The sequence below is a fragment of the Rhizomicrobium sp. genome (assembly GCA_037200385.1).
GTDB lineage: Bacteria > Pseudomonadota > Alphaproteobacteria > Micropepsales > Micropepsaceae > Rhizomicrobium.
In genome coordinates this window covers 3,854,395-3,876,707 of the sequence record JBBCGL010000001.1, presented here as the reverse complement: position 1 = coordinate 3,876,707, position 22,313 = coordinate 3,854,395, and the positions used below count along the sequence as shown (strand labels likewise).

The 22,313-nt window shown below is 67.6% G+C and carries 26 protein-coding genes; 12 read left to right on the top strand and 14 right to left on the bottom strand.

Annotated features, from left to right (window positions below):
• Positions 1-26 precede the first annotated feature (26 nt).
• From WDM91_18640 to WDM91_18620, 5 genes are all read right to left on the bottom strand, one after another.
• Entirely contained in the window at positions 27-824 is a 798-nt protein-coding gene (locus WDM91_18640; protein ID MEI9996622.1) for a cytochrome c1, read from the bottom strand.
• Positions 825-832: 8 nt separating this feature from the next.
• On the bottom strand, positions 833-2,128 hold the full coding sequence (locus tag WDM91_18635; GenBank protein ID MEI9996621.1) for a cytochrome b N-terminal domain-containing protein: 1,296 nt from the start codon (positions 2,126-2,128) through the stop codon (positions 833-835).
• Between the two features lie 11 nt (positions 2,129-2,139).
• Positions 2,140-2,709: a ubiquinol-cytochrome c reductase iron-sulfur subunit gene (petA, locus tag WDM91_18630; protein ID MEI9996620.1), complete on the bottom strand. Its 570-nt coding sequence runs from the start codon at positions 2,707-2,709 to the stop codon at positions 2,140-2,142.
• Positions 2,710-2,892: 183 nt separating this feature from the next.
• Positions 2,893-3,306: a type II toxin-antitoxin system VapC family toxin gene (locus WDM91_18625; GenBank protein ID MEI9996619.1), complete on the bottom strand. Its 414-nt coding sequence runs from the start codon at positions 3,304-3,306 to the stop codon at positions 2,893-2,895.
• On the bottom strand, positions 3,303-3,776 hold the full coding sequence (locus WDM91_18620) for a hypothetical protein (protein ID MEI9996618.1): 474 nt from the start codon (positions 3,774-3,776) through the stop codon (positions 3,303-3,305). The genes WDM91_18625 and WDM91_18620 overlap by 4 nt, the downstream gene beginning before the upstream one ends.
• A gap of 59 nt (positions 3,777-3,835) precedes the next feature.
• On the opposite strand from WDM91_18620, the gene WDM91_18615 reads away from it, so the two are divergent.
• From WDM91_18615 to WDM91_18605, 3 genes are read left to right on the top strand one after another with little or no spacing between them, the layout of a single operon-like run.
• Positions 3,836-4,285, top strand: a complete 450-nt coding sequence (locus WDM91_18615) for a tRNA (cytidine(34)-2'-O)-methyltransferase (protein ID MEI9996617.1) — start codon at positions 3,836-3,838, stop codon at positions 4,283-4,285.
• Complete coding sequence (gene hemF / locus WDM91_18610) at positions 4,282-5,160, top strand: oxygen-dependent coproporphyrinogen oxidase (GenBank protein ID MEI9996616.1); 879 nt, start codon at positions 4,282-4,284, stop codon at positions 5,158-5,160. Before WDM91_18615 ends, hemF begins: the two co-directional genes overlap by 4 nt.
• A 20-nt stretch (positions 5,161-5,180) precedes the next feature.
• Positions 5,181-5,858: a TerC family protein gene (locus WDM91_18605; GenBank protein ID MEI9996615.1), complete on the top strand. Its 678-nt coding sequence runs from the start codon at positions 5,181-5,183 to the stop codon at positions 5,856-5,858.
• 95 nt (positions 5,859-5,953) lie between these two features.
• On the opposite strand, the gene WDM91_18600 is transcribed toward WDM91_18605, so the two are convergent.
• From WDM91_18600 to WDM91_18580, 5 genes are all read right to left on the bottom strand, one after another.
• Positions 5,954-6,796, bottom strand: a complete 843-nt coding sequence (locus WDM91_18600; protein ID MEI9996614.1) for a protein phosphatase 2C domain-containing protein — start codon at positions 6,794-6,796, stop codon at positions 5,954-5,956.
• A 134-nt stretch (positions 6,797-6,930) separates the two neighbouring features.
• Positions 6,931-8,163, bottom strand: a complete 1,233-nt coding sequence (locus WDM91_18595; GenBank protein ID MEI9996613.1) for a CCA tRNA nucleotidyltransferase — start codon at positions 8,161-8,163, stop codon at positions 6,931-6,933.
• Positions 8,160-8,435 carry a DUF6111 family protein gene (locus tag WDM91_18590; protein ID MEI9996612.1) on the bottom strand — a complete coding sequence of 92 codons (276 nt, stop codon included), beginning with the start codon at positions 8,433-8,435 and terminating at the stop codon, positions 8,160-8,162. Before WDM91_18590 ends, WDM91_18595 begins: the two co-directional genes overlap by 4 nt.
• Positions 8,432-9,097, bottom strand: a complete 666-nt coding sequence (locus WDM91_18585) for a CoA pyrophosphatase (protein MEI9996611.1) — start codon at positions 9,095-9,097, stop codon at positions 8,432-8,434. The genes WDM91_18590 and WDM91_18585 overlap by 4 nt, the downstream gene beginning before the upstream one ends.
• Positions 9,094-9,663: a DUF1285 domain-containing protein gene (locus WDM91_18580; GenBank protein MEI9996610.1), complete on the bottom strand. Its 570-nt coding sequence runs from the start codon at positions 9,661-9,663 to the stop codon at positions 9,094-9,096. Before WDM91_18580 ends, WDM91_18585 begins: the two co-directional genes overlap by 4 nt.
• Positions 9,664-9,816: 153 nt before the next feature.
• On the opposite strand from WDM91_18580, the gene WDM91_18575 reads away from it, so the two are divergent.
• The 6 genes from WDM91_18575 (at position 9,817) to WDM91_18550 (ending at position 17,279) form a co-directional block, all read left to right on the top strand.
• Positions 9,817-10,827, top strand: a complete 1,011-nt coding sequence (locus WDM91_18575) for a MoxR family ATPase (protein ID MEI9996609.1) — start codon at positions 9,817-9,819, stop codon at positions 10,825-10,827.
• Positions 10,824-11,687 carry a DUF58 domain-containing protein gene (locus tag WDM91_18570; GenBank protein MEI9996608.1) on the top strand — a complete coding sequence of 288 codons (864 nt, stop codon included), beginning with the start codon at positions 10,824-10,826 and terminating at the stop codon, positions 11,685-11,687. Before WDM91_18575 ends, WDM91_18570 begins: the two co-directional genes overlap by 4 nt.
• Positions 11,680-14,421 carry a DUF4159 domain-containing protein gene (locus WDM91_18565; GenBank protein MEI9996607.1) on the top strand — a complete coding sequence of 914 codons (2,742 nt, stop codon included), beginning with the start codon at positions 11,680-11,682 and terminating at the stop codon, positions 14,419-14,421. Before WDM91_18570 ends, WDM91_18565 begins: the two co-directional genes overlap by 8 nt.
• On the top strand, positions 14,418-16,481 hold the full coding sequence (locus tag WDM91_18560) for a hypothetical protein (GenBank protein MEI9996606.1): 2,064 nt from the start codon (positions 14,418-14,420) through the stop codon (positions 16,479-16,481). Before WDM91_18565 ends, WDM91_18560 begins: the two co-directional genes overlap by 4 nt.
• A gap of 64 nt (positions 16,482-16,545) precedes the next feature.
• On the top strand, positions 16,546-16,770 hold the full coding sequence (locus WDM91_18555) for a DUF4160 domain-containing protein (protein MEI9996605.1): 225 nt from the start codon (positions 16,546-16,548) through the stop codon (positions 16,768-16,770).
• On the top strand, positions 16,770-17,279 hold the full coding sequence (locus tag WDM91_18550; GenBank protein ID MEI9996604.1) for a hypothetical protein: 510 nt from the start codon (positions 16,770-16,772) through the stop codon (positions 17,277-17,279). The genes WDM91_18555 and WDM91_18550 overlap by 1 nt, the downstream gene beginning before the upstream one ends.
• Positions 17,280-17,387: 108 nt before the next feature.
• On the opposite strand, the gene WDM91_18545 is transcribed toward WDM91_18550, so the two are convergent.
• Positions 17,388-17,948, bottom strand: a complete 561-nt coding sequence (locus WDM91_18545) for an N-acetyltransferase (GenBank protein ID MEI9996603.1) — start codon at positions 17,946-17,948, stop codon at positions 17,388-17,390.
• A 48-nt stretch (positions 17,949-17,996) separates the two neighbouring features.
• On the opposite strand from WDM91_18545, the gene WDM91_18540 reads away from it, so the two are divergent.
• Positions 17,997-18,914 carry an SDR family NAD(P)-dependent oxidoreductase gene (locus tag WDM91_18540; GenBank protein MEI9996602.1) on the top strand — a complete coding sequence of 306 codons (918 nt, stop codon included), beginning with the start codon at positions 17,997-17,999 and terminating at the stop codon, positions 18,912-18,914.
• Between the two features lie 220 nt (positions 18,915-19,134).
• Positions 19,135-20,058, top strand: a complete 924-nt coding sequence (locus tag WDM91_18535; protein MEI9996601.1) for an SDR family NAD(P)-dependent oxidoreductase — start codon at positions 19,135-19,137, stop codon at positions 20,056-20,058.
• A 3-nt stretch (positions 20,059-20,061) separates the two neighbouring features.
• On the opposite strand, the gene WDM91_18530 is transcribed toward WDM91_18535, so the two are convergent.
• Positions 20,062-20,538 (bottom strand): NUDIX domain-containing protein, encoded by a 477-nt coding sequence (locus WDM91_18530; GenBank protein MEI9996600.1) that lies wholly within the window; start codon positions 20,536-20,538, stop codon positions 20,062-20,064.
• 325 nt (positions 20,539-20,863) lie between these two features.
• On the opposite strand from WDM91_18530, the gene motA reads away from it, so the two are divergent.
• Positions 20,864-21,736 carry a flagellar motor stator protein MotA gene (motA, locus tag WDM91_18525; protein ID MEI9996599.1) on the top strand — a complete coding sequence of 291 codons (873 nt, stop codon included), beginning with the start codon at positions 20,864-20,866 and terminating at the stop codon, positions 21,734-21,736.
• Here motA and WDM91_18520 read toward each other — a convergent pair.
• Together WDM91_18520 and WDM91_18515 are read right to left on the bottom strand one after the other, a co-directional pair.
• Complete coding sequence (locus WDM91_18520) at positions 21,733-21,903, bottom strand: hypothetical protein (protein MEI9996598.1); 171 nt, start codon at positions 21,901-21,903, stop codon at positions 21,733-21,735. The two genes, motA and WDM91_18520, sit on opposite strands and share 4 nt — an antisense overlap.
• An 84-nt stretch (positions 21,904-21,987) precedes the next feature.
• Positions 21,988-22,239 carry an SHOCT domain-containing protein gene (locus WDM91_18515; protein ID MEI9996597.1) on the bottom strand — a complete coding sequence of 84 codons (252 nt, stop codon included), beginning with the start codon at positions 22,237-22,239 and terminating at the stop codon, positions 21,988-21,990.
• Between the last annotated feature and the right edge of the window lie 74 nt (positions 22,240-22,313).

The following is a 22,313-nucleotide window of genomic DNA, read 5'->3' as shown; positions in this document are numbered from 1 at the left end:
AGGAAAATCCGCCGCGCTCGACAGCTCTAATGCGGCGTGTCTTTCCAGACCTTGCGATAGCTCAGATAGAGCAGGCCCGAGAGCACGATCAGGAAGATCATCACGCCGACGCCGATGCGGTGGCGGTCTTCGAGATGGGTCTCGCTGGTCCAGGCGAGGAAGGTCGCGACCGCCTTCGCCTCGTCGGCGATCTTGTTCGGCGCGCCGTCGACGAAGGTCACCTGCCCGTCCTGCAGCGGCGGCGGCATCGAGATGTTCCAGCCGATGAAATAGGGATTGAAATACTTGCCCTCGGTCACCTTGAAGCCGGGCGGCGGCGTCTCGTGGAAGCCGGTGAGGATCGAGTAGACGTAGTTCGCGCCGCCGGCGCGCGCCTTCTCGATCAGCGACAGGTCGGGCGGCAGCGCCCCGCCATTGGCGGCGCGGGCCGCCTGCTCGTTCGCGAAGGGACCCGGGAAGACGTCCGCCGGGATGCCCGCACGGGTCAGGGGGTTGCCCTTGTCGTCCGTCGTCTCGCCTTTGTCGTTGGGGTCGGCCGGGACGTGATAGCCGGCCGCCAGCGCTTTCATCTGCGCGTCGGTGAATTCCGGGCCGCCGGATTCCGCCAGGGCGTGGAAGGCGACGCGCTTGAGGCTGTGACAGGCCGAGCAGACCTCCTTATAGACCTGGAAGCCGTGCTGCAGGTCGGCGCGGTTGTAGGTGCCGAACGGGCCGTCGAACGACCAGTCGAGCGTCTTGAGCGGCTTTTGCTCGCCGTCCGCGGCGAGCGCCGGCGCGGCAACGGCAAGACCCAGGGCAAGTCCGAGCGAGAGAGCGAAGCGCATGGATGTCCTCACGCGGATGGCGCGGCGGAGTCGCCGAGCACGGATTTGGCGATGGAATCGGGCAGCGGCTTGGGCTTTTCGATCAGGCCGATGACCGGCATGAGCACCCAGAAGAAGCCGTAGTAGTAGGCGGTGGCCAGACGCGCGACCCAGACCAGCGGCACGCCGAACTTCACCGCATCGGCCTGCTGCGCACCCAGCCAGCCGAGCAGGATGCAATCCAGCACGAACAGCCAGAAGAGCTGCTTCATCAGCGGCCGGAAGCGGTTGGAGCGGACCGGGCTGGTGTCGAGCCAGGGGATGAAGGCCAGCGTCACGATGGCGCCGCCCAGCACCAGCACGCCGATCAGCTTCTGCGGGATGGAGCGCAGCATCGCGTAGAACGGCAGCAGGTACCATTCGGGCACGATGTCGGCCGGGGTCACGCTCGGATTGGCCGGGATGTAATTGTCCGGATTGCCGACGAAGTCGGGCGCGAAGAACACCAGATAGGCGAACAGGATCGCGAAGAGGCCGACATAGAACGCGTCCTTCGCCGTGTAGTAGGGATGGAAGGGCACGGTGTCCTGCGGCCCCTTCACCTCAATGCCCAGCGGGTTGTTGTTGCCCGGCACGTGCAGCGCCCAGATGTGCAGGCCGACGACGCCGGCGATCACGAAGGGCAGCAGGTAGTGCAGCGAGAAGAAGCGGTTGAGCGTCGCATCGCCGACCGCGAAGCCGCCCCACAGCCAGTGGGCGACATGGGTGCCGACCTGGGCGTGGCCGGTGACCTGGTCCAGCGAGGAGAACAGGTTGGTGATCACGGTCGCGGCCCAGAACGACATCTGGCCCCAGGGCAGGACGTAGCCCATGAACGCCGTCATCACCATCAGCAGGTAGATGATGACGCCGAGGATCCAGAGGATCTCGCGCGGCGCCTTGTAGGAGCCGTAATAGAGGCCGCGGAACATGTGGATGTAGACCGCGAGGAAGAACATCGACGCGCCATTGGCGTGGATGTAGCGCAGCAGCCAGCCATAGTTCACGTCGCGCATGATGCTTTCGACGCTGTCGAACGCCAGGCTCGAGCCCGGCACGCCGCCGGCCGCCGCGACCGGCGCGTAATGCATCGCCAGCACGATGCCGGTGACGATCTGCACGCCGAGGCAGAAGGTCAGGATGGCGCCGAAGGCGTACCAGAAGTTCAGGTTCCGCGGCGTCGGGAACGTCAGCATCGTATCGTGGGCGAAGCGCACGAGCGGCAGGCGGGAATCGAGCCAGCGGGTGAGGCCCGTCTGCGGCACGTAGGTCGATGGACCGGACATGTATGGGCTCCTCAACCGACTTTGATGCGGGTGGGCGACAGGAAGGAATAGAGCGGAATCTCGAGGTTCTGCGGCGCAGGACCTTTGCGGACGCGGCCGGCGACGTCGTATTGCGAGCCGTGGCAATGGCAGAGCCAGCCGCCGAAATCGCCCTGCGGCGCCTGCGGCGTCGAGATCGTCGGGATGCAGCCCAGATGGGTGCAGACGCCCGAGACGATCAGCCATTCCGGCTTGGTCGCGCGGTTGGCGGCGGTGGCCGGCGCGTCGTCCGGCAGGTTGGCGTTGCGCGCCACCGGATCGATCAGCTCGGAGACCGGAACGGCGTTGGCGGTCGCGATCTCGGCCGGGGTGCGGCGGCGGATGAAGAGCGGGTGGCCGCGGAACACCGCGGTGATCGCCTGGCCGGGCTGGATCGCCGACAGGTCGACCTCGATCGAGGCGAGCGCGAGAACCGCCGAGCTGGGATTCATCTGATCGATGAACGGCCAGGCAGCGGCAGCGGCACCGACCGCGGCAACCGCGCCGGTGGCGATGTAGAGAAAGTCGCGCCGCGTCGGTTCGGCGGTCGTGCTGGTGGCCAAGGCTTCACCTTTGAATTCGGTTATGACGCTCCGGGCGGGAAGGATGGTCGTGCGCGCTCTCCCCGGAATCTCAATAGCGCGCCGCTTTGCGGTGCGCAAAATAGAGCGCTGGGTCTGTAGGGTCTTGCGGCACGATGACGCAGAAAATGCCGGAGATTCACGGGGTTGCGGCAGGTTGGCGCGTCAGCACGCGACAACGGCGAGATGGCCCTCGGCGCCATAGGCCAGCAAAGCGCGGTCGGATGTGAGAACCGCATAGCCATATTCGCGCGCGGTGGCGGCGATGATGCGGTCATAGGGATCGTTGTGGATGTTGCCGGGCAAGAGCGCCGATTCGATGAGAAGCTCAGGCGGCATGGCAGCAACGACCATGCCCGGCTGTCCGACGAGCGCAGCGAACCAGCGCTGCGGCGTGAGAACCGATTTGAACCGCCCTTTTCGGGCCGATGTTCCAATCTCCAAGGCCGTGACCGGTGAAACATAGAGCGGCAGACCGGAGGAGTAGGAGTCAGCCAACGCCTTCTCTGCCTTGTCGGTGAGCTCGCCCCCCATAAGCCAAAGACACGCGCAGGTATCCAGCAACAGGGGCTGCTTCACTTCGTGCTGCGTCCGGCTTCGTACAACGCGGCGTGGCGGTCGATTGCCGCCTCCCATTCCGCAACCTCGTCGGGATCGGAACTGGCGATGTCGTAGCCGGGTTCGATCGTGAACATGCCCTTCAGAGCGCCGCTTGCAGGATGACGATCCACCTTCTGTCCGAGCAACGGGAATCTCGCGGGTTCGGCAGGGGCGAACATGCGCGGCTCCTCATCTAGGCCGGACGACCTATCGATCTTCCTGAACACCAACTTCTTTCCAGCGACATCGACCTGTTCGGTGCGATAGCCGGCGTCCAGCCAGACCTTGGTCATCACATTGTTCGATGTGGAGTTACTCCACCACGACTGGTGGTTCTGGGATTCAGGCAACGCGAAGCCAACGATCCGTTCGACCTGGGCAAATGTCATCGGGATGTGGCGTGTACCCTGCTCACGCAGCCAAGTCCCCAAGCGATCATATTTTCCCATAGCCTTCTCCCAAGGATTTCCTGTAAAGGAAATCATAGTTCCTGTCAAAGGAATATTATATGCGCCTGGTCCTGTTCGAGCCCGATATTCCCCAGAACTGCGGCAGTCTGCTGCGGCTGGGGGCTTGCCTGGGCGTGCCGGTCGAAATCGTCGAGCCGTGCGGCTTCGTGTTCGGAGAGGCGCAGATGCGGCGGGCGGGGATGGACTATCTGGCGCAGGCCGACTTCACCCGTCACGCCTCGTGGCGCGCGTTCCTGGCGCAGCATGCGGGCGGCCGGTTGGTGCTGCTCACATCGAAGGGCGCCCAGCCCTATACGGACTTCGCCTTCGCGCCGGATGACTGCATCGTGCTCGGGCGCGAGAGCGCCGGCGTGCCGCAGGCGGTGCATGCCCGGGCCGAGGCGCGCTTGCTTATCCCGATGACATCGGGCTTGCGTTCGATCAACGTGGCACAGGCGGGGGCGATGGTGCTGGGGGAAGCGCTGCGCCAGACAGGGATGTTTCCATGACGACGACGGACGTCGCCGAAGATCGCAAGACGCGGGCCCGTGCCTGGTTCGAGAGCCTGCGCGACAGGCTCTGCGCCGAATTCGAGGCGATCGAGCGCGAGCATGCGGGCCAGCTCGCGGATCGTCCGCCGGGCATTTTCGAGCGCCGGAGCTGGTCGCGGCCGGGCGAGGATGGCGGCGATGCGGGCGGCGGCGTGATGAGCGTGATGAAGGGCCGCGTGTTCGAAAAGGTCGGCGTCAACGTCTCGACCGTGTACGGAAAATTCTCGCCGGAATTCGCCAGGACCATCCCGGGCGCGGAGGAAGACCCGCGCTTCTGGTCGTCGGGCATCTCGCTGATCGCGCATATGCAGAACCCGCACGTGCCGGCGGTGCACATGAACACCCGCCACATGGTGACGACCAAAGCCTGGTTCGGCGGCGGCGCCGACCTGACGCCGATGTTCCCGGAGCGCAGTGCCGAGGATGCCGGCGACTTTCATGCTGCGTTGCAGCAGGCCTGCGATGCGCATGGCGCCGACTACTACGCCCGGTTCAAGAAATGGTGCGACGAGTATTTCTACCTGCCGCACCGCGGCGAGCCGCGCGGGGCGGGCGGAATCTTCTACGACCGTCTCGACAGCGGCGATTGGGAGCAGGATTTCGCCTTTACCCGCGACGTGGGACTCGCATTTGCGGGCATCTATCCCCAAATCGTAAGGAGGCGAATGGAGTTGCCCTGGAGCGCGGCGGACCGCGACCATCAGCTCATCCGCCGCGGTCGCTACGTCGAGTTCAACCTTTTGTGGGACCGTGGCACCCAATTCGGCCTGAAGACCGGCGGGAATATCGATGCCATCCTGGTATCGATGCCGCCGGAGGCGCGCTGGCCGTAAGCACCAAGAGGTAGAGTCGTTTGGAGTTTCTGATCAGCCACGGCGGGTTCTTCGCGCTCCTGCAGGTCGTGCTCATCGATATCGTGCTGGCCGGCGACAACGCCGTGGTCATCGGCATGGCGGCGGCGCGCGTCCCGCAGATGATCCGCCGCAAGGTGATCTTCTGGGGCCTGGTGGCGGCGGTCGTGCTGCGCGTCATCCTGGCGGCGGTCACGGTGGAGCTGCTCGAGATCATCGGCCTGATGTTCGCCGGCGGCGTCCTCCTGCTCTGGGTATGCTGGAAGCTCTACCGCGACATCCGCGATGCGGCGGAGGAACGCAAATGCTCGGTCGATGCGCTGGGCCATGTCGCCGACAAGCTCGGCGGGCCGTTCAGCCATGAAGCGACCGCCGCGATGGTGCGCAAGGCGGTGGTGCAGATCGCGGCGGCGGACCTCTCCATGTCGCTCGACAACGTGCTCGCGGTCGCCGGCGCGGCGCAGAAACATGTCGTGGTGCTGGCGGTCGGGCTGATGCTGTCGATCGGGCTGATGGGCGTTGCGGCCAGCGTGATCGCGCGGGTGCTCAACCGCTATCCCTGGATCAGCTATGCGGGCCTGTTCATCGTGCTCTATGTCGCGATCAAGATGATCCTGCAGGGCGGCGCGCAGGTCTGGCCCTATGCGATGGAGCACGTCGTGCCCTATCTGGGCGGGTAGAGTCCGTCGTTTTCAAGTTGATGCAACCCAACCCGGTGTCATGGCCCGCTTTTGGGTGACTCCTTCTGATGGCAACAGACTCCAGGGCCTGTTCGCTATGCCAGCCGGAGCAGCACCGCGGTCGCGTCGTCGCTTTTCTTGAAGCGCGGATGCTTGTGGCCTTGCGGGTCGGCCTCCTCGATCTCGCGCAGTTCGTCGGCGAGGATGCCCAAGCCCTTGGCCATCGCCTTGTGCATCAGCGTGTGCGGCGTGTAGCGGCCGTAATCGGTGGCCAGCGCGAGAAAGCCGTCCGAGGCCAGCAGCAGCGTGGCGCCCTTGGGCGCCGCGACGCGCTTGTGCGCGACGTGATCGGCGGCACGGACGTCCGGCGAGAAGACCCATTTGGTGCCGGAGTTGATCCGGCTGCGCGCGGCGCGCAGAGCGGGAATGAATTCCGGAAGGTTGGCGCCGGAGGCGGGCGCGACGCCTTTTTCCTTGGCGAGCTTGGCGGCGCGATCGGCTTCGGAAGCCTTGTGCGCGAAGGATTCGCCGAGCACCTCGACCGTGTCGGCGGCGAAGAGGAGGCCGGCGCAATCGCCGAACCATAGGAAGTCGAAGCCGCCGCGCGCCTCGGACGCGAAGGCCATGGAGGCGAAGGGAATCTGCCAGGGCTCCTGCGGTGGATGGCGGCGCAAGGCCTCGAAGGATTTCTGCGCGTCGGCGAGGGTGTGGCGGAGCGCGTCGTGCGGATTGTCGCCGTCCTTCACATGCGCCATCAGGCGGCGGGCGCCGAAATGCGCGATCCAGGCGGCGTCGCTGTCGCCCGGCATCAGCGAGTCGCCGAGGCTGGTCGCGCCGTCCAGCACCACCGCGGCGGAGTCCGCATGGCCGAAGGCGTCGTCGTTCGGCTTCAGGGGGTCGCCGGGGAGGGAGATTGTGTCGAGGACTTCAAAGGGCATCTTCTGACTCAGTTAAAACGTCATCGCCGGCCCCGTGCCGACGACCCATCATCACAAACGGACATGGGTGTTCATGGGTGGCCGCCACGAGGGCGGCCATGGCGATGTTACAGGAGTACGCAATTGCGGCGAAACTAGTACGCCGTCGCCTGAACGACCGCTTTTAACCGCTCCGCCAGCGAGAACTCGTCCTCGATGAAATCGGCGTCGATCCACCAATCCTCGACCTCTTCGAGGATACGGCCGATCAGCGGGCCTTGCGGCACGCCGGCCAGCATCACTTCGCGGCCCGTCAGGGGGAAAAGCGGCCGCTGCCAGGCATCGGCGACGGCCAGCAGCATGCGCCACTGGATCGCGTTGGACTCCTTGGGATCCTCCGCCCATTTGAGGAAGACGCGGTCCTTGAAGCGTGCCGCGTCCAGCCGGTAGAGCAGCTTGCGCACCTCTTTCACGGACAGATAGGAGACGATCTTCTCCCGCGCCCCCGCGATGTCGGCGAGGCGGTCGGCCTGGGCGTTGGAGAGCCGCCATTCCTGTGCGACGCGGCGCGCCTCCGCGACATCGGCCGGCAGCAGCGCGGCGAGCCGCAGCAGCGGATCGGGCTTGAAGAAAGCCTCGGCATCGATCCGCACCAGCCGTTCGAGCCGGTGGACGTCGAGACTGCCGGTCAGCACGTCGGAGAGGATGCCCGTGGCGGCCATCTGGCGCAGCACCGGCACCGGATCGTCGGCCTCCAGCAGGCGCAGCATCTCCTTCTGCACCCGTTCGCCGGCGAGCAGAGTGAGGCCGCCCTTCTCCGCCGCGGCGGCGTGCAACGCATCGCCGTCGAGCGCGCCCTTGCCGTACCAGGCATGAAAGCGGAAGAGGCGCAGGATGCGCAGGAAATCCTCGCGGATGCGCGTCACCGGATCGCCCACGAAGCGGACGCGGCCGGCCTCGAGATCGGCGACGCCGCCGACCGTGTCGAGGATCTCGCCATCGGCATCGGCATAGAGCGCGTTCATCGTGAAGTCGCGGCGCTGCGCGTCTTCGGCCCAGTCCGTGGTGAAGGCGACGGTGGCGCGGCGGCCGTCGGTCGCCACGTCGCGGCGCAGGGTGGTGATCTCGAAGGGCCGGCCGTTCGCGATCGCCGTGACCGTGCCGTGCGCGATGCCGGTGGGCACGGCGCCGAGACCGGCGGCGACCAGGCGCTTCGTCACCTCATCGGGGAGCAGCGGCGTCGCGATGTCGATGTCGGCGACGGGCTTGCGCAGCAGGGCGTTGCGCACCGCGCCGCCGACGAAGCGGCCTTCGCCGCCGAGCGCCGCCAGCACCGCGCGCGTCTCCGCGGCGGTCATCCAGGGATGGCGGATGGGATCGAGCTTCACTTCCTGGTCTCCGGCGGCTCAACATAGCCCGGAACGACCTTGCCGTTCACCATATGCGGCGCGACATAGATGCCGGTGATCGGCTCGACGCTGGTGGCGCGCCAGATCAGGAAGCTGAGCGCGACCAGCACCAGGCCCGCGATGGTCAGCGCCATCCAGGGATGGGCGCGCGCCTGGCGCGGCGGAAACAGCTTTGCCCAGACCAGATAGAGGCCGTAGAGCGCGAACGGCACCGCGAACAGGGCCAGGCGTTCGACGAGGGTGCGCATCATGGAGCCGTGATCCGTTCGCTGAAATTGATCAGCATCGCCGCGGTGGCGCCCCAGATATAATGCCCGTCATAGGTAAAGGAATAGAAGGTGCGCTGCGTGCCCTGGAATTCGCGGTTCTGGCGCTGGCGGTTGGCGGGATCGAGCAGGAAGGACAGCGGGACCTCGAAGATCGCCGCGACCTCCCGCACCTGCGGCTTGAGCGCGAAGCCTTGGCTGAGGACGCCGACCACCGGCAGGACCGCGTAGCCGGTGCCCGTCTCATACGCGTCGAGGAAGCCGGCGACGGTGACGAAGGCCGGTTCGATGCCGGTCTCCTCCTGGGTCTCGCGCAGCGCGGTCTCCACCAGGGTGAGATCGCCCGGATCGGCGCGCCCGCCGGGAAAGGCGACCTGTCCCGCATGGCGGGTGAGGGTGTCGGTGCGCTGGGTCAGCAGCACCATGGGCTCGTCGCGCAGGATGAGCGGCAGCAGCACCGCGGCGGGCGTGAGATCGCGCGGGCCGGCGGGACGATTCTGGGGATTGAGATCGAAGTCGCCCCATGTCGGCGTCAGCGGCAGGAGCGGCGGGGTGTGCAGCAGCCGGGACCGCAGTCCCTCGAGCCCGCCGGTGACGATGCCATGGCCGATATCCGCGGGCGACTTGCCGTCGACGGGTCCGCTCATGCGGGACGGCCGAGGCGGAAGAAGGCGCCGCCGCTCCAGACGCCGAGAAAGCCTTCGTGCGCGCCCGCGCCCGGGACACTCAGATCGGCGAGCTGGTAGAAGACCGCGCGCGCGATGCGGGCTTCGAGGCCCTTGCGGACATGCACGTAAGGCGCCGGTTCGGCGGTCTGCGGATCGGTTTCGACGCGGATCGGGTTGTCGGGACCGGCCACGCTCTGGTCTCCGACATTGGTGGTGAAGGTGAGGACCTGATCGCGGCCCTGGCCGACGACATCCAGCAGAACGGCGAGGAAGGGCGCGTTCTCGACCACGATGCGCATCTTCTCGCCCGGGGTGACGAGGACGAAGCCGTCCGGATCCTTGCGCAGGATGGTGGAGAACAGGCGCACCAGTTCCTGGCGCCCGATCGGGCTGCCCTCATGGTACCAGGTGCCGTCGCGGGCGATGCGGATGTCGATATCGCCGCAATGCGCCGGGTTCCATTTCTCCACGGGCGGCAATGCGCGGCCCGCCGCCGCGTCGCGCTGCAGACTCGCCAGGCCGAGGGGGAAACCGCCGCTGCTCATGTCCGTTAAGCCACTTCCATCACAGCCCTGTGCGGCCGGGGGCTTTTCCTTGTTGTGCCTGGGCGCCCAAGGTACATAAGTCCCTTCCCGGCGTATGACACAAGGATAGGGTTCGGCGTCCGGACCGGCAACCGCAACCACCCGCGAGATTCCATGAACGACACCGTGGCTGAAAGTTCGAGCGCCGCCCCGAGCGCCGCGGCGCATGTCGAGCGCGCCGCCGCCACGCTCACCCGGGTGCGCGAGGCGGTGGGCCGCGCGATCTTCGGCCAGGACGCGGTGATCGAGCAGACGCTGGTGACGCTTCTTGCCGGCGGCCATGGCCTGCTGATCGGCGTGCCGGGCCTGGCCAAGACCAAGCTGGTGGAGACGCTGGGGATCGTGCTGGGGCTGGACTGGAAGCGCATCCAGTTCACCCCCGACCTGATGCCGACCGACATCATCGGCTCCGAAGTGCTGGAGGAAGGCGGCGACCACAAGCGCGCCTTCCGCTTCCTGCCCGGGCCGGTGTTCACCCAATTGCTGATGGCCGACGAGATCAACCGCGCCAGCCCGCGCACCCAGAGCGCGCTGCTGCAAGCGATGCAGGAGCGGCATGTCACGGTCGCGGGGCAGCGCTATGACCTGCCCAAGCCATTCCATGTGCTGGCGACGCAGAATCCGCTGGAGCAGGAAGGCACCTATCCGCTGCCCGAGGCGCAGCTCGACCGCTTCCTGCTGCAGATCGACATCGGCTATCCCGACAAGGAGTCGGAGCGGCGCATGCTGGCGGCGACGACCTTCGGCGACGAGGAGAAGCCGGTCGCGGTGTGCGGCGCGCAGGACCTGATGCTGGCGCAGCAGATCGTGCGGCATATCCCAGTGGGCGAGAAGGTGGTGGATTCGATCCTCAAGCTGGTGCGCGCGGCGCGGCCCGGCGAAGAGGGCGCCAAGGACGTGCGCGATGCGATCGCCTGGGGACCGGGGCCGCGCGCGAGCCAAGCCTTCATGCTGGCGGTGCGGGCACGGGCGCTGATCGAGGGACGGCTGGCGCCGTCGACCGACGACGTCGAGGCGCTGGCCTTGCCGATCCTGCGGCACCGCATGGCGCTCACCTTCCCGGCGCGCGCCGAAGGCATGACGGTCGGCTCCGTCATCGAGCGGCTGTGCCGGAGCCATCTTTGAGTCGAACCGACAATCTTCAATACGAAGCCGAAGCGCTCGGCGCCGGATTGCCGCCGCTGCTGCTGGATGCCGAGCGGCTCGCCGCCGCCGTGAGCCTGGGCGTGCACGGCCGGCGCAAGGCGGGAATGGGCGAGACCTTCTGGCAGTTCCGCCGCTATCGCCCCGAGGATCCCTCGGCCGCGATCGACTGGCGGCAATCGGGCAAGTCGCAGCATCTGTTCGTGCGCGAGCGCGAATGGGAGGCGGCGCAGTCGGTCTGGCTGTGGTGCGACGGCTCGGCCGGGATGCAGTTCGCGAGCGGCGCGGTGACGAAGGCGGCGCGGGCCAGGCTGCTCGGGCTGGCGCTCGCCTCGCTGCTGGTGCGCGGCGGCGAGCGCGTGGCGCTCTATGGCGAAGGCGAGGCGCCGGCCGCGTCGCGCGCCGCGCTGCGGCGGATCGGACATACGCTGCTGGAGACGCCGCAAAGCCCGGCGGCGCTCCCGCCCGACGCGGTGATCGCCAAGAACGCGCAATTCGTCTGGTTCAGCGATTTCCTCTCGCCGCTGGAGGCGATCGAGGCGACGCTGCGCCGTCTCGCCCATTCGGCGGTGACCGGCCAGCTCGTGCACATCATCGATCCGGCGGAGGAGGATTTCCCCTATGCCGGACGCATGCGCTTCGAAGACGCGGCAGGCGCGGCGAGCGAAACCATCGGGCGCGCCGAAAGCGTGGCGCAGGCCTATCGCGCGCGCTTCAAGGCGCATGCCGAGACGCTGGGCGCGCTGGCGCGGCGGCTGGGCTGGTCCTATATCGCGCATCGCACCGACCGGCCGCCGCAGACCGCGCTGATCGCGCTCTATGCCGATATGAGCGGTGCCTGACGTGGCCGGGCTGCTCGCGGGATTGAGCTTCGGCGCGCCTTACATCCTGGGCGCGCTGATCCTGTTGCCGGCGATCTGGTTCCTGCTCCGGGTGACGCCGCCCCTGCCGCGCCGCATCGTGTTCCCGCCGCTGCGGCTCTTGCTCGGGCTTTCGGGAAAAGAAGAGACGCCGGCGCGCACGCCGTGGTGGCTGCTGCTGCTGCGCCTGGTCGCGGCGGCAGCGGTGATCGTCGCGCTGGCCGAGCCGCTGCTGGGCAAAGGACCGCAGATCGCGGGCACCGGGCCGGTGGTGCTGTTCGTCGACAATGGCTGGACCGCGGCGGCAAACTGGGACGCGAGACAGGCGTTGATCGCGGACGTGCTGCGCAGCGCCGCGACGCAGGGACGCGCCGTCGCCATCGTGCCGACGGCGGACGTGCCGGAGGTCAATCTGATGGATGCGGGGCGCGCGGCCCGGCTCGCGCAGGCGCTGCAGCCTGAGCCCTGGCTGCCCGATCGGGCGCGCGCGGCGAAGGCCGTGGCGAGCGCGAGATTCGCGCAGGCGCCGCAGATCCTGTGGCTGAGCGACGGGATCGAGGACGGCACGGCCGGGGCGACGGTGGAGACGCTGTCGCGCGTCGGCAGCCTGAAGGTCTATGGCGAGGCGCCGGGCGCCGGCGTGCTGGCGCTTCTGCCGCCGGCCAACAAGGCCAATGGTTTCGATGTCGGCGTGCTGCGCGCCGGGAGCGACGGGGCGCGCGGCGGCGAGGTCGCGGCGCTGGGACGCAATGGCGAGATGCTGGCGACGGGACGTTTCCGCTTCGCCGACGGCGACGGCAAGGCGAGCGCGCATATCAGCCTGCCGCTGGAAGTGCGCAACGAAACGACGCGGATCGCGATCGCCAATGACGATGCGGCCGGCGCGGTGCAGCTTCTGGGCGGCGGCGGGACGCGGCGCGCGGTCGGGCTGGTGGCGGCCGACACGCAGGAGGACCAGCAGCCGCTGCTGTCGGACACCTATTACCTGCAGCGTGCGCTGGCGCCCTATGCCGAAGTGCGGCGCGGCTCGGTGGGCGACCTGCTGGCGCACAGCATGTCGGTGCTGATCCTCGCCGATGTCGGGCATGTCACGGGCAGCGACTACGACCGGATCGTCCAGTTCGTGAAGGATGGCGGGCTGCTGATCCGTTTCGCGGGCGGCCGCATGACCGGCGGGACGGACGATCTGGTGCCGGTGAAGCTGCGGGTCGGCGGACGTTACCTCGGCGGCGCGCTGGCCTGGGCGGAGCCCCAGAAGCTCGCGCCGTTCGGCGATGCCAGTCCCTTCGCGGGTCTCGCGGTTCCGCCCGACGTGGCGGTGAGCCGCCAGGTGCTGGCGGAGCCGTCGGTCGAACTCGCCGACCGGACCTGGGCCCGGCTGGCGGACGGCACGCCGCTTGTCACCGCGCAAGGCCGCGGCAAGGGATACATCGTCCTGTTCCACATCACGGCGGGGCCGAGCTGGTCGTCGCTGCCGCTCTCCGGCCTCTATGTCGACATGATGCGGCGGCTGCTGGCGCTGTCGGCGGGGGCGCGGCCCAGCGACATGCGCAGCGCGACCACGCTGCCGCCGGTCGCGACGCTGGACGGCTTCGGCCATCTGCGCCAGCCGCCGGCCGAGGTGCTGCCGATCCGCGCCGCCGATCTGCCCGCCACCGTGCCGTCGCGCAGCCATCCGCCCGGACTCTATGGCGTGGCGGGCGCCGAGGACGCGCTCAATGCGGTGAGGGGCGACGCCGTGCTGTTGCCGCTGGGCAATATCGGCGCCTCCATCGAAGCCTATCCGCAGGCCAAGGTGCAGGATCTCGCGCCCTGGCTGCTCGCGGTCGCCGCGGCGCTGCTGTTCCTCGATGCCCTCCTGTCGCTGTGGCTGCGCGGCTATCTCTCGCGCCTGCGGCTGGCGCGGATCGCGGGCGTGACACTGGCCTTGACGCTGATCGCGCAGGCGCCGCGGGCGCGGGCCGACGATGCGTTCGACCTGAAGGCCGCGACCGACACGCGGCTCGCCTATGTGGTGACGGGCTTGCCGGACGTCGACGACATGAGCAAGGCGGGGCTCACGGGCCTCGGCCTGCAATTGCGCCAGCGCACGTCCTACGAACCGCAGGATCCGATGGGCGTCGACGTCGCCAAGGACGACCTGTCGTTCTTCCCCCTGCTCTACTGGCCGATGGACCCGCGCGAGAAGGATCTGTCGCCACAGGCGCTGTCGAAGATCACCGATTATATGCGCAATGGCGGCACGATCCTGTTCGACACCCGCGATCTCACCCTGGGCGCGGCGCGCGGCGCGAATTCGCCGGGCGAGCAGACGCTGCGCCGGCTGGTCGCGCGGCTCGACCTGCCGCCGCTGGAGCCGGTGCCGCACGACCATGTGCTGACCAAGACGTTCTACATCCTGCAGGACTTTCCCGGACGCTGGACGGGCGGGAAAGTATGGGTCGAGGCATTGCCGCCGGCCGATCCGGGCGCCGGGCCGGCGCCGGCGCGCGGCGGCGACGGCGTCTCGCCGGTGATCATCGGCGGCAATGACTGGGCCGCGGCCTGGGCGGTGCGGCCGGACGGCGCGCCGCTGGTCGACGTGGTGCCGGGCGGCGAACGGCAGCGCGAGATGGCCTATCGCTTCGGCGTGAACCTCGTGATGTACGCCTTCACCGGCAACTACAAGGCCGACCTGGTGCATTGGCCGGCGCTGCTGGAGCGCTCGGGCAAATGAATCTGAGCCTCGACTTCGCGCCGCATGTGCCGCTCACCCTGTTGTGGATCGCCGCCGGATTGGCAGCGGCGCTCATCGTCGCGTCCTTCGCGCTGCGGGCGCGCGGCGCCTGGGCGCGGGCGCTGGTCTTCGCAGCGCTGCTGTTCGTCATCGCCAATCCCCTGATCGTCAACGAGACGCATGCGCCGCTGCCCGACGTGGCGGCGATCGTGATCGACCGGTCCCAGAGCATGGGGATCGAGGACCGCCGGGCCCAGGAAGACGCGGCGCTGGCGGCGATCCGCAAGCAGCTCGCGGGCGACAAGAGCCTCGAAGTCCGCGAGAGCGTCGTGACCACGACCGCGACGGGGGAAGACAACGGCACGCAATTGTTCGCAGGGCTCAACAGCGCGCTGGCCGACGTGCCGCCGGAGCGCATCGCGGGCGCGATCCTGATCACCGACGGCCAGGTGCATGACGCGCCGCCGGCCGACAAGCTGAGCCTCCATGCGCCGATCCACGCGCTGATCGCCGGGCATCGCGGCGAGAAGGACCGCAAGCTCACCGTGCTCAACGCAGCACGCTTCGCCATCGTCGGGCAGAACGCGGCGATGGAGATCCGGGTCGACGATTTCGGCGCGCCGCCGGGCGGTGACGCGCAGGTCGAATTGCGGATCGACGGCACCAGCCTGGGCGCCACGACGGTGCCGGTCGGGCGCAGCATCGTACTGCAGGTGCCGGTCAAGCATGGCGGCGAGAACGTCGTCGAGATCGAGGCCCGGCCCGGCCCCGCCGAGTTGACGCTGCAGAACAACCGCGCGGTGGTGACGGTGTCGGGGGTGCGCGACCGGCTGCGCGTGCTGCTGGTGTCGGGCGAGCCGCATGCCGGCGAGCGGGTGTGGCGCAACCTGCTCAAATCCGATCCCGCGGTTGATCTCGTCCACTTCACCATCCTGCGGCCGCCGTCCAAGCAGGATTCGACGCCGGTCAACGAGCTGTCGCTGATCGCCTTTCCGACCCGCGAGCTGTTCAGCGAGAAGCTCGACAGCTTCGACCTCGTGATCTTCGACCGCTACAGCGAGCGCGGCATCCTGCCCCTGCTCTATTTCGAGAACCTCGCCAACTATGTCGAGAATGGCGGCGCGCTGCTGGTCGCGTCGGGGCCGGAATTCGCGCAAGGCATGAGCATCTCGCGCACGCCGCTCGCCTCGGTGCTGCCGGCGCAGCCGACCGGCGAGATCCTCGCGCAGGGCTACAAGCCGATGGTGACGCCGCAGGGCCTGGCGCACCCGGTGACGCGCGACCTGCCCGGCGCGAACACCGCGACGGCACCGCCGAGCTGGGGCCGCTGGCTGCGCATCATCGGCGCGACCAAGATCGCGGGCGAGACGGTGATGAGCGGTCCGGGCGACCGGCCGCTGCTGGTGCTCGACAGCGTCAAGAAGGGGCGCGTCGCGGAGCTGCTCTCCGACCAGGCGTGGCTGTGGGCGCGCGGTTTCGAGGGCGGCGGGCCGCAAATGGAGCTGCTGCGCCGCTTGGCGCACTGGCTGATGAAGGAGCCGGAACTGGAAGAGGAGCGGTTGTCGGCGAACATCGCCGAAGGGCTGATCACCGTCGAGCGCCGCACCATGGCGGACGCCGCCAAGCCGGTGGTGCTGACCTATCCGTCGGGCAAGCATGCGACGCTGGACATGAAGAAGATCGAGCCGGGCATCTGGCGCGCGAGCGCGAAGGCCGACGAGCTCGGGCTCTACCGCCTGACCGACGGGACGCTGACCGCGGTGGCGGCGGCCGGGCCGCTGAATCCGAAGGAGGTCGCCGATATGCGCGCGACGGAGGCGGTGCTGGCGCCGATCGCCGATGCGAGCGGCGGCTCGGTGCACTGGCTGGCGGACGGCGTGCCGGACGTGCGCCGGGTGGGCGAAGGCGGCAATGCGGCGGGCGGCAACTGGATCGGCCTGCGCAGCAACGGCGCCTATCGCGTGACCAGCGTCGAACAGCGCCCCTTGTTGCCGGCCTGGGCGGCGCTGCTTCTGCTGCTGGGCACGCTGCTGATCGCGTGGCGCGTCGAGGGGCGATAATAGCGGCGAAATTGGCCGCCTTTTCTTGAAACGCGGCAGAATGTGCCGTATAATCTGGTCTGGAATGCCGACGCTTGCGCGCTTCGCCGGTTTCGAGATCGCGATGTACTTCGAAGACCACAACCCGCCGCACGTTCATGTGGTGGGGCGGGACTTCGAAGTGCTGTTGGCGATCCGTGACGGCGCCGTCCTGGCCGGCGAGGGGCCTGCCCGGGCGCGGCGGATCGGCGCGAAATGGATCGCGAATAATCGCGCCATGCTTTTGACGAGATGGGACGCATATCACTGATGCAGCCAAGCCATTCTTTACCCCGTGTGAAGTCCGTCGAGGCCGCCAAGGCGCCGTTGTCACTCAATATCGTGTGGGTGGACGGAACGAAGTCTCGCGTCGACCTGACGGGACTCGTGCACAGTTCGCGGCATTTCAAGGTCTTCGCCGACGATGCCGTCGCGTTCCGGCGGGTAAAGCCTGTGGGCCATGGCACGGGCATCGGATGGGACAACGGGCTGGACTACAGCGCCATGACGCTCAGGATTCTTGCGGAGCAGCAGCGGACATTGTCAGGCAAGCATCTTACCGCGTTCGAGGCGCGACATGGTCTGAACACGGCCGAAACCGCCGCGCTACTGGATGTGGCGGAGCGTACCGTGCGGAGCTACCGCGGCGCCCATGCATTGCCCGAGCCGGTTGCCATCGCCCTGCGAGCACTCGACAGCGATCCGACGGTCTTTGCCGCACATTACCGTCCCGTCGCGCGGCGCGAACGCGGCAGGCCCAGGAAGCTCGCGGCGGCATAGAGCAATTCCAGGAAAAGTGCGAAGCGGTTTTCCGCCGGGAATTGCGACCAACCAATACCTTAGAGCGGATCACCGCTTCCGTGAAACGGTGATCCGCTCTAGCGCGCTCTACGCCAGAACCGGCGCCAGCGGCGCGCCGTCGGCGCAGACGCTCTCGCTCAAGGGGGCGCGGCGGATGTTGCCGTTGAGCGCGAGCAGCGCGCCCGGCTTGAGCGACAATCCCAGGACGCGCGACGGATCGACCGGGCCGGGGAAGCGGATGCGGCCCGGCGGCAGCTTCGAGAAGCCGACGCGGGCATAATAGGGCTCGTCGCCGACAAGGATCACCGCTTCGTGGCCGCGCGCCTGGGCTTCCCCTAAGGCACGCTCCATCAACGCGACGCCGATGCCGCGGCCGCGCTGCGCCTGCACCACGGCGAGCGGTCCCAGCATCAGCGCCGCATGGGCGCCGATCATCACCGGCCAGAAGCGCACGGAACCCTTGAGCTGCGCCGTCTCGATCGCCACGAAGGCGAGCGCACCCACCTGCGATACGCCTTCGCGCAGGCGATAGGCGGATTTCGCGAAACGCCCCGGACCGAAGGCGGCCGCGTTCAGCGCGTCCACCAAAGGTGCGTCTTCGGGGCGCTCGGGCCGGATGGTCCAGCCGGGTTCGCTTGCGTCGCTCAACAGGGGCTCGATAATCTCAAGAACAGACAAACGCGATGGAGGAAACATATGGGCGTGCTTGATGGCAAGGTCGTTCTGGTGACGGGCGGTGCCAATGGCATCGGCAAGGAGTGCGCGCTGCTGGCCGCCCGGGAAGGCGCGGCGGTGGTGGTGAACGACCTGGGCGGCGCGGTGGCGGGCGGCGACGAAGGCTCCGCCGGGCCGGCCGAGCAGGTGGCGCAGGAGATCCGCAACAGCGGCGGACGCGCCGTGGCGAACTCCGACAGCGTGAGCGACCGCAAGGGCGTCGGGCATATGATCGAGAACGCGATGGATGCGTTCAAAGGCCTGCACGCGGTGATCAATCCCGCCGGCATCCTGCGCGACTCCATGTTCCACAAGATGACGGACGCCGACTGGGACATGGTGGTGAACGTCCACCTCAACGGCGCCTACAACGTGACGCGCCAGACCATCAACCATTTCCGCGAGCAGGGCGAAGGCTCCTATGTGCTGTTCACCTCGACCTCGGGGCTGATCGGCAATATCGGGCAGGCGAACTATGCCGCGGTGAAGATGGGCGTGGTGGGCCTGTCGCGCATCATCGCGATGGAAGGCGCGGCGAAGAACGTGCGCTCCAACACCATCGCGCCCTTCGCCTGGTCGCGGATGATCGCGACCATTCCCGTGAAGGACGAGGCGTCGGCCAAGCGCGTCGACCGGATGAAGAACTTCATGCGCGCCGACCAGGTGGCGCAGCTTGCGGTGAGCCTCGCCTCGCCGGCCTGCAAGGACGTCAACGGGCAGATCTTCGTGGCGCGCGGCAACGAGGTGTTCCTGATGAGCCAGCCCCGGCCGGTGCGCGGCATGGCGAAGCTCGAGGGCTGGACGCCGGCCACCATCGCCGAGCACTGCATGAGCGCGATGAAGCCGAGCTTCACCGATCTGCTGCCGACGACGGGCACGTTCGGGTGGGATCCGGTGTGATCACACACCGCTGTCATCCCCGGCCGAGCGCCGCGTGAGCGGCGCGAGGAGAAGGGGACCCAGGCGGTGACAGAAAGACGGTGACGAAGAAAAAACACGATATCTCGCGACAGCGGCAAGACCGCGGATATGTCGCGACCTGGGTCCCCTTTCCGCTCATCGCTTCGCGATGAGCGCCGGGGATGACAGGGGAGTTTGAAAAACAGCAACGGAGGAAACAATGGGCATTCTCGAAGGCAAGGTCGTCTGGGTGACGGGCGCCGGCAACGGGATCGGCAAGGATTGCGCGCTGATCGCGGCCAAGGAAGGCGCGGCGGTCGTGGTCAACGACCTGGGCGGCGGCATCCATGGCGACGACGAGGGCTCGGCCGGGCCGGCGGAGCGGGTCGCGCGCGAAATCCGCGCCGGCGGCGGCAAGGCGATCTCGAACTCGGACAGCGTGACCTCGCTGACGGCGATGGAGGCGTTGCGCGACCGGACGCTGAAGGAATTCGGCGGGCTGCATGGCGTGATGAACCCGGCGGGCATCCTGCGCGACGCGATGTTCCACAAGATGACCGAAGCCGACTGGGACAAGATCATCGAGGTGCACCTCAAGGGCCACTTCAATGTCTGCCGCGCGACCATCGAGCATTTCCGCGAGCAGCAGGACGGCTCCTATGCGCTGTTCACCTCGACCTCGGGGCTGATCGGCAATATCGGGCAGTCGAATTATGCCGCGGCGAAGCTGGGCATCATGGGGCTGTCGCGCGTGCTGGCGATGGAGGGCGCGAAGTACAATGTGCGCTCCAACATCATCGCGCCGGTGGCGTGGACGCGCCTGACGCAGTCGGTGCCGATCCGCGACGAGGCGCAAGCCAAGCGCCGCGAGCAGATGGCGCAGGCGATCCGGCCCGACCAGCCGGCGAAGCTCGCGGTGGCGCTGGTCAGCGACCTGGCGAAGGAGGTCTCCGGCCAGATCTTCGGCGCGCGCGGCGACACGATCGAGCTCTACAGCCAGCCGCGGCCGATCGTGAACCTCACCAAGGAGGGCGGCTGGACGCCGGAAGGCATCGCCACCGAGGCGTTCGGTCAGATGAAAGAGAAATTCTTCCCGGTCTCGCGCTCGGCGACCTCGCCACAGCCTGAGGCCAAGGTAGGCTGAGGGTCACCAAAATGGGGTGGGTGGCGTGTGGCCGACATATTCGGCCAGGCGCCGCAGCGTTCCGAAAGAGGCGGATGGCGGCGGCGCGGCGGGATCGACGAACACGAGATCGCGCACTTCCAGGCTGGGACGGAACGCGACCTGGACATTCTTGAGAAGATAAAGCGCGATCAGGTTGGTCGCCCAGCCCGACGGCCGCGTATAAAGGCCGAAAAGCACGGGCGGATCGCTGCGGACGGCGCCGAGCTCCTCCGAAAGCTCCCGGAGCACGGCATGCTCGGGCGGCTCGCCCCGTTTCACGCCGCCGCCCGGAAAAGACAAGCCACCGCGGTAGGAATGGCGCGCGAGGCCGACCCGGCCCTCGCCGTCGATGAGCATCGCATGCGCCCCGAACGCGACCGGCGCGAGCAACGCCTTTGCGCCCATCGCAAGGGAGCCGAAGGCGAATTGTCCCACCTCTCGGCGAATCCATGAAAGCATCTCGGTACCCTTGGACTTTGTGAAACCGTCTTATAACGGGCTTCTTCTAGCGTGCCCCGTCCAGCAGAGCGAAGCCAATCGTGACGTTGCTGGATACGTCTTTTCGGCCGAGTGCCGTGTTCGCAGCGGCGGACGGCTTCGGGAAGGCGCCCGCCATGGCGGTCCGCCGAGCCTCGCGGTGACGGCCGATCTGGACGCCCCGCTCTGTGCGGCGCGGACGCCGGACGACGCGATTAAGGATTCGGCAAGGGCCTGCGCCTTGCCCTTCAGCGCTTCTTAAGCCCTCTCGTTAATGATGTCCGCTCGTTATCCTTTCGGGCGGGCCATGCTTCAGATCGGCGGCATCGTAGTTCTCTTCGCTTGCGTGTTCGGCGGCTATCTGATGACCGGCGGCTCGCTGGGCGTCGTGTTCGAGGCGTTGCCGCACGAGATGCTCACCATCTTCGGCGCCGCGATCGCCGCCATGCTGATCGCCGGCTCGATGTATTCGATCAAGAAGGTCGCCGGCTCGCTCGGCAAGGTGATCTCCGGCCCGCAATGGAAGCCGGGCGACTACCGCGACCTGCTCTGCCTGCTGTTCCTGCTCACCAAGACGATGAAGTCCAAGGGCCTCATCGCGCTCGAGGCGCATATCGAGAAGCCCGAGGATTCGCCGATCTTCAGGCGCTACCCGAAGATCATGAAGGACCATTTCGCGCTCGACTTCATCTGCGACACGCTGCGGATGATGACCATGAGCCTGGAAGATCCGCACCAGGTCGAGACCGCGATGGAGAAGCAGCTCGATAAGCATCATCACGAGGCGCTGGTCGGCGCCAATGCGCTGACCACCATGTCGGACGGCTTGCCGGCGCTGGGCATCGTCGCGGCGGTGCTGGGCGTGATCAAGACCATGGGCGCGATCAGCGAGCCGCCGGAAGTGCTGGGCGGGATGATCGGCTCGGCGCTGGTCGGCACCTTCCTCGGCGTGTTCCTCGCCTATGGCATCGTCGGCCCGATGGGCGCGCGCCTCAAATCGATCGTCGACGAGGACGCGCAGTTCTATCACGTGATCCGCGACATCCTGGTGGCGCATCTGCACGGCAATGCGGCGCAGGTCTCGGTCGAGATCGGCCGCGGCAGCGTGCCGAGCGAGGCGCAGCCGTCCTTCGCGGAGCTGGAGACCGCGCTCAACAACATCCCGCCGGACAACGGCTAGGAACGCGCCTTCACCGTTTCGAGCTGATCGGCCAGTGCGACGAAGAAAGTCGCGAGGGCGCCGGCCAGGATGCCCAGCGGCATGGCGCAGTAGACGTCCATGTCCGTGCCGAACACGATGATCGACGTGACCACGATCCCGGTGAATTGCGCCACGCTTTTCGGCATCCCCAAACGTCCCTGGAAGAACGCATGGACGCTAAGACATGGGTGCGGGCCGCGAAAGGACGTGGTGAAGGAAGCGTTAACGCGTCAGCCGCCGAGATCCTGCTTCTTCTGGAGATATTCCTCGCGCTGGATCTCGCCGCGGGCGTAGCGCTCTTCCAGCGTCGCGAGCGCACCGGAGCGGCCGGGCGTGTCGCGCCAGCCCCAGGGGTGATGATAGTAATAGTAGCGCCGGCGGCCGAAGATCAGGCCCAGGATCAGCACCAGAAAAAGCAGGCTGAACAGCCCGTGGAACGGCGACCAGATGAAGAACGGCCAGAACAGGATCGCATGCAGCATCGACGGGGCCCTTCCAGGCTGACCCCTCCGATATGGTGTGTGTGGCTTAGGATTCCAGAGCGAGCTGGATTGAA

Bases quoted from the DNA above. Each gene is read 5' to 3' on its own strand.
- WDM91_18640 (MEI9996622.1), bottom strand. From the start codon at position 824: ATGCGCTTCGCTCTCTCGCTCGGACTTGCCCTGGGTCTTGCCGTTGCC.
- WDM91_18635 (MEI9996621.1), bottom strand. From the start codon at position 2,128: ATGTCCGGTCCATCGACCTACGTGCCGCAGACGGGCCTCACCCGCTGG.
- WDM91_18620 (MEI9996618.1), bottom strand. From the start codon at position 3,776: ATGGGAAAATATGATCGCTTGGGGACTTGGCTGCGTGAGCAGGGTACA.
- WDM91_18615 (MEI9996617.1), top strand. From the start codon at position 3,836: ATGCGCCTGGTCCTGTTCGAGCCCGATATTCCCCAGAACTGCGGCAGT.
- hemF (MEI9996616.1), top strand. From the start codon at position 4,282: ATGACGACGACGGACGTCGCCGAAGATCGCAAGACGCGGGCCCGTGCC.
- WDM91_18600 (MEI9996614.1), bottom strand. From the start codon at position 6,796: ATGCCCTTTGAAGTCCTCGACACAATCTCCCTCCCCGGCGACCCCCTG.
- WDM91_18590 (MEI9996612.1), bottom strand. From the start codon at position 8,435: ATGATGCGCACCCTCGTCGAACGCCTGGCCCTGTTCGCGGTGCCGTTC.
- WDM91_18585 (MEI9996611.1), bottom strand. From the start codon at position 9,097: ATGAGCGGACCCGTCGACGGCAAGTCGCCCGCGGATATCGGCCATGGC.
- WDM91_18580 (MEI9996610.1), bottom strand. From the start codon at position 9,663: ATGAGCAGCGGCGGTTTCCCCCTCGGCCTGGCGAGTCTGCAGCGCGAC.
- WDM91_18575 (MEI9996609.1), top strand. From the start codon at position 9,817: ATGAACGACACCGTGGCTGAAAGTTCGAGCGCCGCCCCGAGCGCCGCG.
- WDM91_18560 (MEI9996606.1), top strand. From the start codon at position 14,418: ATGAATCTGAGCCTCGACTTCGCGCCGCATGTGCCGCTCACCCTGTTG.
- WDM91_18555 (MEI9996605.1), top strand. From the start codon at position 16,546: ATGCCGACGCTTGCGCGCTTCGCCGGTTTCGAGATCGCGATGTACTTC.
- WDM91_18550 (MEI9996604.1), top strand. From the start codon at position 16,770: ATGCAGCCAAGCCATTCTTTACCCCGTGTGAAGTCCGTCGAGGCCGCC.
- WDM91_18540 (MEI9996602.1), top strand. From the start codon at position 17,997: ATGGGCGTGCTTGATGGCAAGGTCGTTCTGGTGACGGGCGGTGCCAAT.
- WDM91_18535 (MEI9996601.1), top strand. From the start codon at position 19,135: ATGGGCATTCTCGAAGGCAAGGTCGTCTGGGTGACGGGCGCCGGCAAC.
- WDM91_18530 (MEI9996600.1), bottom strand. From the start codon at position 20,538: ATGCTTTCATGGATTCGCCGAGAGGTGGGACAATTCGCCTTCGGCTCC.
- motA (MEI9996599.1), top strand. From the start codon at position 20,864: ATGCTTCAGATCGGCGGCATCGTAGTTCTCTTCGCTTGCGTGTTCGGC.
- WDM91_18520 (MEI9996598.1), bottom strand. From the start codon at position 21,903: ATGCCGAAAAGCGTGGCGCAATTCACCGGGATCGTGGTCACGTCGATC.
- WDM91_18515 (MEI9996597.1), bottom strand. From the start codon at position 22,239: ATGCTGCATGCGATCCTGTTCTGGCCGTTCTTCATCTGGTCGCCGTTC.